The sequence below is a fragment of the Emticicia sp. genome (assembly GCF_049241225.1).
Classification (GTDB): domain Bacteria; phylum Bacteroidota; class Bacteroidia; order Cytophagales; family Spirosomataceae; genus Emticicia.
This window is the reverse complement of sequence record NZ_JBMLRC010000415.1, coordinates 13,866-23,297: the sequence shown is the minus strand read 5'-3', so window position 1 is coordinate 23,297 and position 9,432 is coordinate 13,866. Positions and strand designations below refer to the sequence as shown.

General features: G+C 37.6%; 8 protein-coding genes. 7 read left to right on the top strand and 1 reads right to left on the bottom strand.

Going from position 1 to position 9,432, the window contains the following annotated elements:
- The first annotated feature begins 459 nt into the window (after positions 1 to 459).
- The 7 genes from fbp to ACOVO2_RS21430 all read left to right on the top strand — a co-directional run bounded on the left by fbp (position 460) and on the right by ACOVO2_RS21430 (position 8,458).
- The gene (fbp, locus tag ACOVO2_RS21460) at positions 460 to 1,452 is read left to right on the top strand and encodes a class 1 fructose-bisphosphatase (protein WP_421771952.1); all 993 of its coding nucleotides are present in this window, start codon (positions 460 to 462) and stop codon (positions 1,450 to 1,452) included.
- 266 nt (positions 1,453 to 1,718) lie between these two features.
- Positions 1,719 to 3,305, top strand: a complete 1,587-nt coding sequence (gene pckA / locus ACOVO2_RS21455) for a phosphoenolpyruvate carboxykinase (ATP) (RefSeq protein WP_421771951.1) — start codon at positions 1,719 to 1,721, stop codon at positions 3,303 to 3,305.
- Positions 3,306 to 3,523: 218 nt separating this feature from the next.
- A complete protein-coding gene (locus tag ACOVO2_RS21450) occupies positions 3,524 to 4,060 on the top strand; it encodes a photosynthetic reaction center cytochrome c subunit family protein (protein ID WP_421771950.1) in 537 nt (178 codons plus the stop codon).
- Between the two features lie 350 nt (positions 4,061 to 4,410).
- Entirely contained in the window at positions 4,411 to 4,788 is a 378-nt protein-coding gene (locus tag ACOVO2_RS21445) for a BlaI/MecI/CopY family transcriptional regulator (protein WP_421771949.1), read from the top strand.
- 57 nt (positions 4,789 to 4,845) lie between these two features.
- Positions 4,846 to 5,769, top strand: coding sequence for a M56 family metallopeptidase (locus ACOVO2_RS21440; RefSeq protein WP_421771948.1), 924 nt, complete (start codon positions 4,846 to 4,848; stop codon positions 5,767 to 5,769).
- A gap of 33 nt (positions 5,770 to 5,802) precedes the next feature.
- Positions 5,803 to 6,207, top strand: a complete 405-nt coding sequence (locus ACOVO2_RS21435; protein WP_421771947.1) for an energy transducer TonB — start codon at positions 5,803 to 5,805, stop codon at positions 6,205 to 6,207.
- Between the two features lie 37 nt (positions 6,208 to 6,244).
- Positions 6,245 to 8,458, top strand: a complete 2,214-nt coding sequence (locus ACOVO2_RS21430; protein WP_421771946.1) for a TonB family protein — start codon at positions 6,245 to 6,247, stop codon at positions 8,456 to 8,458.
- Positions 8,459 to 8,517: 59 nt separating this feature from the next.
- Here ACOVO2_RS21430 and ACOVO2_RS21425 read toward each other — a convergent pair.
- Positions 8,518 to 9,432, bottom strand: a 915-nt coding sequence (locus ACOVO2_RS21425) for an ABC transporter permease (RefSeq protein ID WP_421771945.1), incomplete at its 5' end; no start/stop codon positions are given.

Below are 9,432 nucleotides of genomic sequence, written 5' to 3'. Positions count from 1 at the left end.
GATGCGTAGCGGTGTAAAAAGAATGTTTGCATCAGAATCGAGAAGTACCAATGCAGTAAGAAGAAAACTAAAATGACCATTTTTTAAATAAATATTTGTTTAGAATCTGGGCAAAAGTAAGCTTCGATACCGAAGAAAATTATGATAAAAATCAGTTTTTAATATTTTTGTTTTTGAACATTTCTAATAATTGTATTTTTGACAATTATACTGCGAATTTTAATTGATAACCTAAAAAATAGTATGCAAGCAGAGTTTATGTGCTTCTAAGTGGTAATTTTTGTGTGTGTTTTGCTAAAAAATGATATTGTAAAATTGCTTTTTTTGATGAATATTTAATTCAAAAATTGTATTTATTTAAGAAGTAGAAAAATATTGCGAAATTTCGCTAAAAATATTTGTTTCGCATTTTTCTGCAATATACATTTGTGCAACGATTCGCTCTTAAGCTATAAAAACATGACCAAACAAGAAACTTTAGCTCTGCCAGTAGGCGTAACACTCGACCGATTTATTAAGCGACAACAAAGTTCGATGCCATTTGCATCAGGTGAATTATCTCAGCTTTTGCGGGATATTGCCCTCGCTGGAAAGATAATAAACCGAGAAGTAAATCGGGCTGGTTTGGTCGATATTACGGGTGCTTTTGGCAACCAAAATGTGCAAGGTGAAGAACAACAAAAACTCGATGTGGTAGCCGATATCAGGTTTCTGAGGGCTTTGAAAAATGGCGGAGAAGTGTGTGCCATAATTACAGAGGAGCAAGACGAAATTATTTACACCGACAACGATGAAGGTAAGTATGTAGTGGCAATCGACCCACTCGATGGTTCATCTAACATTGATGTAAATGTTTCAATCGGAACCATATTTTCGGTTTACAGAAGAGTTACGCCCATAGGCACACGTGCCACGCTCGAAGATTTTATGCAAGGCGGAAGAAGCCAAGTGGCAGCGGGTTATATTTTATATGGTTCGTCAACAATTTTGGTTTATTCAACTGGACAAGGCGTAAATGCTTTCACCTACGAAAATTCACTGGGAGAGTATTTTTTATCGCATAATGATATTAAAAGTCCGGATAATGGTGTAATCTATTCGGTGAATGATGGTAATTATAATGATTTTGTGAGTGGAGCAAGGGCATATATTGTAGAATGTCGAATGCGAGAATACGCTTCAAGATATATTGGTTCGTTGGTGGCAGATTTCCACCGAAATTTACTCAAAGGTGGTATTTATCTTTATCCAGCCTCCAAAAAACATCCAAAAGGAAAGCTACGCTTGCTTTATGAGTGCTATCCACTGGCGTTTTTGGCCGAGCAATCAGGTGCAACGTCAACCGATGGCTACCAAAATATATTGGATATTGAGCCAACTGAATTGCATCAGCGAAGTCCATTTTATGTCGGAGCCAAAGAGATGGTCAATGATTTGCTCTTGCACTTCTGATTTTGCTCTAGGTATTGATTATCAATGATTTGCATGACCAAAGTCATTGTGTTATGAGTAAGGAAAACGCAATTTGCGTTGTGGAAACTTGAACGCTGAATATATTGATAGTTCAGATGATTTATGATAAAAAGCATGTTTAATCATAAAAATTATACCAATCTGCGTTCAACATTCTGATTAAACGATATCATGTAAATTGCTAATATAAAAAGAGTTATTTAGTCGCAATAATTACACTTCATTAATATAACTGAACAAAACTCATGGAGCTTTTAACTGAGATTGCCCCGACCAAACTGGCCATTAAAGCCAAACAAGTTTTTATGAACCTTAGCCCCGCCGAATTGATTGAGGCTGCTCTACAAAATGGAGAAGGTGTTTTGACCGACACAGGTGCTTTGATGTGTGACACAGGAAAATTTACTGGTCGTTCGCCAAAAGATAAATTTTTGGTCTGTGACGACAAAACCGAAAACACCGTTTGGTGGGGAGATGTAAATTTTAAGTTTTCTCCCGAAAAATTTGATGCTTTACTCAATAAAATGCTTGTTTTCTTAGAAGATAAGCGAATTTATGTACGTCAGGCCTTTGCAGGAGCAAATCAAGATTATAGGTTAAATCTCGAAATTGTAAATACCCAAGCTTGGCATAATTTGTTCTGTAATAATATGTTTATTCGTCCGTCACAAGGCGATTTAGTGAATTTCACAACTGACTTTACAATTATTTGCATACCCGAATTTGAAGCTGACCCAGCCGTTGATGGCACCCGTCAGGCAAACTTTACGATTGTCGATATGAGCCGTCGTATATTGCTTATCGGTGGAACAGGTTATGCTGGCGAAATGAAAAAAGGAATCTTTACGGTACTTAATTATTTATTGCCACAAGAAAATGGAGTGCTTTCGATGCATTGCTCGGCCAATATTGGCGAACAAGGTGACACTGCGATTTTCTTTGGATTGTCAGGAACTGGCAAAACAACGCTTTCGGCCGACCCAAATCGTGGTTTGATTGGTGACGACGAACACGGTTGGTCAGAAACTAGCATATTTAATTTTGAAGGTGGTTGCTATGCCAAGGTGATAGATTTGAGCCGTGAAAAAGAACCCGAAATTTTTGATGCGATTCGTTACGGTTCGATTGTAGAAAATACAAGATTTATTGAAGGAACTCGCACCGTTGATTATCAGAATAATTCGGTCACAGAAAATACTCGAACTGCTTACCCGATACATTATATTCCGAATGCCGTTGAGCCTTCGGTGGGTGGAATTCCGAAAAATATTTTCTTTTTGACTTACGATGCTTTTGGTGTTTTGCCACCAATCTCGAAGCTGACGGTCGGGCAAGCCATGTATCATTTTATTTCGGGCTATACATCGAAAGTTGCTGGAACCGAAATGGGCATAAAAGAACCACAAGCTACATTTTCGGCGTGTTTTGGAGCTGCTTTTTTGCCTTTGCACCCAACAAAGTACGCAGCACTTTTAGGCGAAAAAATTCACCAAAATAAAGTGAATGTGTGGTTGATAAACACAGGAATGACAGGCGGGAGCTACGGAGTAGGCAACCGCATGAAACTTTCAAACACCAGGGCCATGATTACGGCTGCTTTAAATGGCGATTTGAATAAAGTTGGCTTTACAAAGCACCCGATTTTTGGAATGATGATTCCAGAACATTGCCCGTATGTGGTTTCGGATATTTTGAATCCACGAAATACTTGGACAGATAAAGAGGCTTATGATGCAACTGCCACTAAATTGGCTGAAATGTTTGCCCATAATTTTGAAAAATACGCTGACTTTGCCGACGAAGAAATTTTAGCTGGAAGCCCTGTTTTATAATGATTAATGGTGAATGATTGATTTATTGTTTTTGCGTAAAATATAGTGTGAAAAATTAAGTATTAAGGTTGAATAGATTTTAATTTTGCTTAGAATCTAAGTTTAAAATGCCCCGCTGTTAGTGGGGCTTTTTTTGTGGTATCAATTTTTCATTTTCCTATAACTTATATATATTGCGTTGTTCTTTTGTTTTAATCAAAAAAAATCAACCAAAAACTATGAAACTTCTTTTACCCGTTTTATTTCTTTTTATTGGTGTCAGCTCATTTATGTCGATGTCGGAGCAAGCATCTCAAACCGCTCCGAAAGCTATTGCCAAAGATACAATGATGCTCGACCGTGAAAAATATCTGACTAAACTCAAAGATTCATTGAAAGGAAAAGAATCAATGGTGGCTGATTCGGTTTTCAAAAATATCAAATCGCTGAAAGGGAAATCGGTAGAGCAGGTGCTAAGTATCATGAATAATTGGGGACACGCTTTGGGCGTAACTTGTAAGTTCTGCCACGAAACAACCAATTGGGCATCTGAAAAAAGCCGTAACCACTTACGTACTCGTGAGATGATTGTCATGAACGACCGCCTCAACCGTGATTTACTTTCACAAATGAAAGGTTTCCGCCAGCCCGTAACGATGGGTTGTATTTCGTGCCACAACGAAATGAAAGAACCGCCGCACGATGGCCCACGTCCGCAAGGCCCACGCCAACGTCCAGAAGGAGGTCCAAAGCCACCAGAAGGAGCGAAAAACTAATATAACCTACTTGCTGAAAAGATTAAGTAGTCTACAGTCAATAATCGACAGTCCACAGAAGTGTAAAAGATTCATTAATCATGATTTACACAAAATGCCAGTGTCGATTATTTTCAATCAGCTACTTTCACGATATAATATAAACAAAATCTTCGCAACGTGATAGACTCGAAACCCTCGAATCTATCACGTTTTTTTTGTAGTACAATTTTATGAATTTTGGCTTTCGAGTGCTGTACAAGTTAGAAATCGGTTCGCCGATTCGATTGTGCTACGAAAAAAAACTATGAAAATAGTTTTGAAACTAAAAAATTAGTTATATATTTGAATCAGAATTAACAACCAAGAAAATGGAATTAAGAGAATTGACCCGAGCCGAAGAGGAAGTAATGCAAATTTTGTGGGAGGTTGAGCCTACATTTGTGAAAGATATTTTAGAGTATTTCCCAGAACCCAAACCTGCCTATAATACGGTTTCGACTATCGTCAGGATTTTGGAACAAAAAGGCTTTGTTGGACATAAAGCCTACGGGAAAACGCATCAATATTATTCGTTAGTAAGCAAAGAGCAATACAAATCTTTTGCAACTGGCAAATTGATGGAAAGTTATTTTGAAAACTCAGTCGAGGAAATGTTTTCGTTTTTTGTGCGAGAAAAGAAAATCGATATGAAAGAAGCCGATGAGATTTTGAGAATGATTGATAAAATGAAAAACTCTAATCCCTAATTAGAGTTGGCACAACCCTAAAACTAAATCCCTCACTTAGGGGCGGGGGTACTATCTATGGATATACTCATCTATTTGCTAAAAACAAACTTGTGTTTGGTTGTTTTCTATGGATTTTATTGGGTGTTTTTGCGTAGAAATACCTTTTTTGTGGCCAATCGCTTCTATTTGGTAGGCTCAATTTTATTATCATTTTGCCTGCCATTGATAAAAGTCAAGCATAATTATGATTTTGAAAGTACACTGCCCCTTACGCTCAACGAAATTTCGACTGAGTATTGTAGAAGTCTGTTCTATACACCGATTTTAAGCAATTTTAATTGGATTGATTTATTAGCAGTCATTTACCTCACAGGTGCGGTCTTGATATTATCAAAAGTGGCTTTTGCATTTTTCAAGATTTATAATTTACTCATCAACGGCGATCCACTCGGCGAAGAGGAAACCCGTGAAGGCAGAAATTACTGGCTTTTGAAAAGCGAAGACTCAATTTCTTCGTATTCATTCTTTAACTTTCTAATACTTAATCGAAACGACCTACACTATAATCGCTCAATGATTACCGACCACGAGGAAGTTCATATTGGGCAATGGCATAGTTTCGATGTGCTTTTGCTGGAGTTTGTGCATATTTTCTGTTGGTTCAATCCGATAGTTAATTTATACAAACACTCGATTCGTCAGATACACGAGTTTATTGCTGATGGCATTGTATCAGACGACGAAAAAGTTAGCTACGCAGAATTTTTGTTTGCTTATAATTTTAAATCAAATGCAAGCTCGTTGAGTAATAATTTCTTTAATGATTCATTGCTCAAAGAACGAATCATGATGATAATGAAAGAGCGTAGCCCTGCATGGACAAAAACAAAATACTTGCTAATCGTCCCGCTTTTGGTTGTTATGGGATATTTTATCGTAGTGAAAGACATCCGACGAGGCGATGATGCTTGGAAACCAAGAACCACACTTAAGAAATAAAACTATTCAACATTTTATACAAAATCACAATTTATGAAAAAGCTATTCATTACTCTTTCTTTTGTTTTAATCGGTATTTTTTATGCCAATGCTCAAGCTAATGAACCTGTTTATGATAAAACAGATGTAGCGGCCGAGTTTCAGGGTGGAATGACCGAAATGTCTAATTTTATTGGCAAAAACCTTAAATATCCGAAGCCAGCGGTTGATGCCAAAGTATCTGGTAAAGTATTCGTAAAAATAATTATCGAAAAAGACGGAAGTATCAGTTCGCAAGAAATCGTACAGGGTATTGGCTTTGGTTGCGATAAGGAGGTGATGCGAGTAGTTGGCCTGATGCCAAAATGGACTGCTGCTCAAATCGGAGGTAAAGCTGTTCGTTCGTCGATGGTTTTGCCAGTGATGTTTGCCTTGGATAATACAAAAAAATCGAAGTAAAAGGCGTTTTATTCAATTTTGTAAAAACTTTTTGGGTATGACTTTCGTACACTATCTCATTCAAGTAAATCTATACTTGGTGCTGTTTTATGGCTTTTATCGCCTGTTGTTAGCAAACGAAACCTTTTATAACCTCAACCGAATCTATTTGGTTGGTTCGGCGGTGTTGAGTTTCGGAATTCCGTTTTGGTATTCCGATTATATTCAGTCGTTTTTCATTACGCAACAAGTCAATGAAGTATTTTATACAGTGTTAAGTCCCGCCGTTTTTGGAGTAAAGGCCAATGCCGAAAATCCATTTACGTGGTTCGATTTATTGAAAGTTTTTTATGTATTTTGTACGGTTTTCTTGTCTATTAAGCTGATATTTAACTTTTTACAACTAAAGAGAATACTCCAAAATTCGGAAGGTTACTCAAAGTTCGGAGCAGGATTTTCGTTTTTCAACTTTGTTTTTGTTGACAAAGACCTCCAGAAACACGAAGTAGTGATGGAACACGAATACGTGCATATCAAGCAATTACATTCGGCCGATGTAGTTTTGTTTGAAGTCATTGCGGTGCTTTGTTGGTTCAATCCTGTGGTGTATTTCTATAAAAAATCAGTAAAACACATTCACGAATTTATTGCCGACGATATTGCGAGTAAACTCGAAGCCTCGAAGGCAGACTACGCAATGTTGCTTTTCTCGCAGCAGTTTGGGCTAAATCCACACCAACTTACTAATCAATTTATTGATAAATCAACACTTAAACGACGAATCGAAATGTTAAATAAGCCACGCTCTCGTAAAATTGCTTTATTGAAATACGGTTTTACCGCTCCACTTTTTGCCTTGATGCTCGTGATAGCCTCGGCAAGTATTGCCAAAAATAATGGCATCAAGAAAGTAGAAAAAATTGTAGAAAAAACCGCCGAAATGCCAATTACGGAATTGTCTATTTTGCCAATCAAAGAAATCTTAGCTGAAAAAGAAACACCCGTAAAAGGTAAAGTAACCGCCGCCGAAGATGGTAAACCTTTGGCTGGGGTAGTGATAAAAGTTAAGGATAAGAACATGGGAACAACGACTGACATGGACGGAAACTACATGATAAACGCCGGTCCGTCTGATGAACTTGTGTTTACGTTTGTAGGGTTCGAGAGCTCAACAGTGCCTGTTACTGATAAGAAAATCATTGATGTAAAGTTAAAATCAAAGAATGATGGCACTCCGATTGGCTTACACGAGGTGGTTGTAGCTGGTTATAAACCAACTATTAATTATGAAAGTGAAGAAATATTTACGACTGTGGAGGAACATCCATCGTTTCCTGATGGTATAAAAGCCATGTATCAATTTATTGCAAGAAATCTTCGTTATCCTGAGCCTGCCCGTCGAGCCCATGTTCAGGGAAAAGTATTTGTGAAGTTTGTTGTTAGGAAAGATGGAACGGTTTCGGATTTACAAATATTAAAAGGGGTAGGCTTTGGTTGTGACGAAGAGACCGTTAGAGTACTTGGCTCAATGCCAAAGTGGAATCCTGGGAAGCAAAATGGAAAACCAGTGAGTGTGTACTTTACGATGCCTGTAAGTTTTGTTTTGGAAGAAGACAAAACAACTACTGCAAAAGCCGATTTTCCTTGGGAAAAATTGATTGTTATAGAAAAAGGAGAAATTAGAACTTTTACAGATAAAGAATCAATCAATAAGGAAACTGAAAGATTGAAACCTCTTTTGCAAAGTGGTTCGATAAAAGAAGAGATTTCTGTAAATTCCATTGAGAAATCTATGACAATTAGAATTTTAGATAAACAAAAAAATACAAGCCAAGCTTCTGAAAATGTAATCGACGGTGACCCTCTTTTTGTTGTTGATGGAAAAGTTATTAGTCAAGCAGAAATGTCAGGTATAAAACCGAATGATATTGCAACAATGGATGTTCTGAAAAATGCTTCGGCAACGGCAATTTATGGTGAAAAAGGAAAGAATGGGGTAGTGGTAATTACAACTAAAAAAGCCGCACAAGCCAAAGATGAATCCAATTTTGTTATCAAAGGCAAACAACTCTACACGATAAAAATAGGCAATAAACGCCAAATAATTGATGCAAAAACCGCCAACGATTATTCATCAGACCGCATCATGCAAGTAAATGTAGTAAAAGTAGGCGAAATTAAATCTCGAAAAACAGGCTTGAACGAATACGAACAGAAAGTTTTAAACGAAGGCTACGATGGCTGGGTTGATATTTGGGTGAGAGAGCAGTAGTAAATTTTTCATGAATTAAAAAGAGCCACACTTTCGACCGGTGTGGCTCTTTTGTTTTTTTATCCTTTATAAAACAACCATTTGCCAATCTCTTTGAAGGTTGGTTTTTTGCCGTACATCAAGATACCTACACGGTAAATTTTTGCCGCAATCCAGACCATTCCGAAAGTGCTGATTACGAGTAAAGACATTGATAAAATCAATTCCCAAGGTTCAACGCCAAATGGTAGGCGAGACATCATCGTAATAGGCGAAGTAAACGGAATGATTGATGCCCAAAAGAGTAATTTATTATCGGTTTGTCCCGCAGTCATGAGGCCAATTAAGTAGCCCGCCAATAGCGGTAACATTATCGGAAACATAAATTGTTGGGTATCGGTTTCGTTATCCACCGCCGAGCCGATTGCTCCGTACACCGAGGCATAGAACAAATATCCAAACAAGAAATAAAACAAAAAGCAGCCAATAATAAGCGGAATATTAAGGTTTTTGGCACTTTCTATAAATTTCATCACTTTGCTTGCATCAGATGGAGCTTGCTCCATTTTTTTAGCAATTTTATCTTTATCTTTTTGTGGCATTTCCGACATTTGTTCTTGTGCGGCTTTAGCAATCTGTTGAGATGGCAGCATCGAAGAACTTACAGTTGTCAGTACAAAAGTCAGGGCAATCCATAGCGTAAATTGCGTAAGACCAACCATTCCAACGCCCAAAATTTTACCCATCATCAACTGAAAGGGCTTTACCGAGGAAATAATTACCTCAATAATTCGATTGGTTTTTTCTTCAATTACGCCACGCATCACTTGCATTCCGAAGCCAATAACGGTCGAAAACATCAAAATTACCGTGATAAAACCTAATACAGTCGATGCCAAAGTGTTTTGTTCTTTTTGTTCGCCTTCTTTGCTTACTACCACTACTTTCGACGAAACATCTACGTCAGCTTCGTCCAGCACCTTTTGGTCGATACC

Coding starts and splice junctions, on each gene's coding strand:
- fbp (WP_421771952.1), top strand. CDS start 460: ATGACCAAACAAGAAACTTTAGCTCTGCCAGTAGGCGTAACACTCGAC.
- pckA (WP_421771951.1), top strand. CDS start 1,719: ATGGAGCTTTTAACTGAGATTGCCCCGACCAAACTGGCCATTAAAGCC.
- ACOVO2_RS21450 (WP_421771950.1), top strand. CDS start 3,524: ATGAAACTTCTTTTACCCGTTTTATTTCTTTTTATTGGTGTCAGCTCA.
- ACOVO2_RS21445 (WP_421771949.1), top strand. CDS start 4,411: ATGGAATTAAGAGAATTGACCCGAGCCGAAGAGGAAGTAATGCAAATT.
- ACOVO2_RS21440 (WP_421771948.1), top strand. CDS start 4,846: ATGGATATACTCATCTATTTGCTAAAAACAAACTTGTGTTTGGTTGTT.
- ACOVO2_RS21435 (WP_421771947.1), top strand. CDS start 5,803: ATGAAAAAGCTATTCATTACTCTTTCTTTTGTTTTAATCGGTATTTTT.
- ACOVO2_RS21430 (WP_421771946.1), top strand. CDS start 6,245: ATGACTTTCGTACACTATCTCATTCAAGTAAATCTATACTTGGTGCTG.